General features: G+C 65.4%; 1 protein-coding gene and 1 pseudogene. One reads left to right on the plus strand and one right to left on the minus strand.

From position 1 onward, the window contains the following. Positions 1–620: pseudogene (locus I6U14_RS13820) on the plus strand (ammonium transporter); the annotation flags it as partial. 82 nt (positions 621–702) lie between these two features. Here I6U14_RS13820 and I6U14_RS13825 read toward each other — a convergent pair. Beyond that, the gene (locus tag I6U14_RS13825) at positions 703–2,169 is read right to left on the minus strand and encodes a TrkH family potassium uptake protein (RefSeq protein WP_296900100.1); all 1,467 of its coding nucleotides are present in this window, start codon (positions 2,167–2,169) and stop codon (positions 703–705) included. Positions 2,170–2,267 lie beyond the last annotated feature (98 nt).

Here is a 2,267-nt window from a genome sequence, read left to right on the forward strand (position 1 = left end):
CGCTGGCCACGCTCGGCACCTTCATCCTCTGGCTCGGCTGGTTCGGCTTCAACGGCGGCTCGCAGCTGGTGGTGTCGAATATCAGCGATGCCAACGCCGTGGCCGGCATCTTCGTCAACACCAATATGGCGGCCGCGGGCGGCCTGGTGTTCGCGCTGATTACCGCCCGGCTGCTGTTCGGCAAGGCCGATCTGACCATGGCGCTGAACGGTGCACTGGCCGGTCTGGTGGCCATTACTGCAGAGCCACTGACTCCGACCCCCCTGGCGGCGACCCTCATCGGTGGCGTCGGCGGCGTGATCGTTGTGTTCAGTATCGTCACCCTGGACAAGCTGCGCATAGACGACCCGGTGGGCGCCATCTCGGTGCATGGCGTGGTGGGCATGTGGGGCCTGATGGCCGTGCCGATCACCAACACCGACGCAGGCTTCGGCGCTCAGGCGATCGGTCTCATCACCATCCTCGCCTGGGTCTTCATCACGTCCTTCATCGTCTGGCTGCTCATCAAGCTGATCATGGGCATCCGTGTCACCGAAGAAGAGGAATACGAGGGCGTGGACGTCGGCGAATGCGGCTTGGAGGCCTATCCCGAGTTCATGGGCGCTCGCGGCAGCACCTGACGCTGTTGCTCACGGACGACCGCGCACGGATGCGCAATCATGCTTGCAGCGGGGCCTTCGGGCCCCGTTTTTGTTTGAGGCCTCACCCGCGCCAAAACCCGGGCGTCAGCAGCACCAGGATCGTGAAGATCTCCAGCCGACCCAGCAGCATCGCCGCCACGGCCACGAGCTTGCCCTGGTCGCTCACGCCCTGGAAGGTATAGGCCACCTCGCCCAGGCCAGGGCCCAGGTTGTTGATGCTGGCGGCGACGGCCGCAAAGGCCGAAAGCGGGTCGAGCCCCGTGTGGATCATCCACAGCCCGCAGAGCACGAAGGTAATCATGTAGAGCGCGAAGTAGCCCCAGACGGACTGCATCAACCCCGCATCTACAACGCGCTGCCCCACCCGTACCGGCACCTCGGCCCGGGGGTGGATCAACCGCTGCACCTCATACAGCCCCTGCTTCACCAGCAGCAACACCCGCAGCGCCTTGATGCCGCCCGCCGTCGAGCCACCGCACCCGCCGACAAAAGCGATGAGCAGCAGCAGAACCGGCAGGAAGTCCGGCCAATGCACATGGTCCACGGTGGCGAAGCCGGTGCTGGTGATCAGCGACACCACCGTAAACGCGGCTTCACGGAAGCCCGTCAGAGGATCGGGGAACACACGCTCCAGCGCCAGCACCAGGCCTACCAGCAACACCACCAACAGCACGAACCCGAGATAGGTCCGCGCCTCCGCATCGCGCAGATAGAGACCAGGGTCGCGCCTGATCCAGACGGCGAAATGAAGCCCGAAGTTGAGGGCAGCCAGCAGCATGAAGACGATGGCAACGGCCTCCACCGCGGGGCTCTGGTAATGCCCAAGACTCGCGTCATGGGTGGAAAAACCGCCGGTGGAGACAGTACTCAGGCTGTGGGCTACGGCGTCGAATGCATCCATGCCGGCGAGCCAATAGCCGATGGCACAAGCCACAGTGAGGCTCAGGTACAAAAGCCACAGAGAGCGCGCCGTGCTGACCAGGCGTGGCGTGAGCTTCTCCTCCTTGAGCGGCCCCGGCGCCTCCGCACGATAGAGCTGCATGCCGCCGATGCCGAGCAGCGGGATCACCGCAAGCCCGAGCACCACCACCCCCATACCACCCAGCCATTGCAGCTCCTGGCGGTAGAACAGCAAGGAGCGCGGCAGCTCGTCGAGGCCCGTGATGACGGTAGCCCCTGTGGTGGTGAGTCCCGACGCCGATTCGAACAGCGCATCCACCGGTGACAGCCCCAGACCCAACGCCAGGGGCCAGGCACCGAGGGCACTGAGCAGCAGCCAGAACAGCGCGACAATCAGAAAGCCGTCCCGCACGCCGAGCTCGCCTCGCCGCCCGAGGCCGAAGCGCGAACCGAGCCCGCCCGCGAGCCAAAGTACCAGCCCCAGCGACAGTGCCCCGGCAAGGGGCTGCAGCAGATGCCTAAGATCAGCCTCCCCATAGACTAGGCCCACCGCGATGGGTACGGTCAGCGTGGCGGCGAAAAGCAGCGCGAAGAGGCCCAGGACACGGGCAATGAGCAACGGATGCATGGGCACGGACGGCGAGACGGAGAGAGTCCCGGGCGGAACCGCGTCCGATTAGAACCCAATATCGAGCCGACTGCACGGGCAGTCGGCGAGGGGATGGT

Source organism: Thiohalocapsa sp. (genome assembly GCF_019695415.1).
Classification (GTDB): Bacteria; Pseudomonadota; Gammaproteobacteria; order Chromatiales; family Chromatiaceae; genus Thiohalocapsa.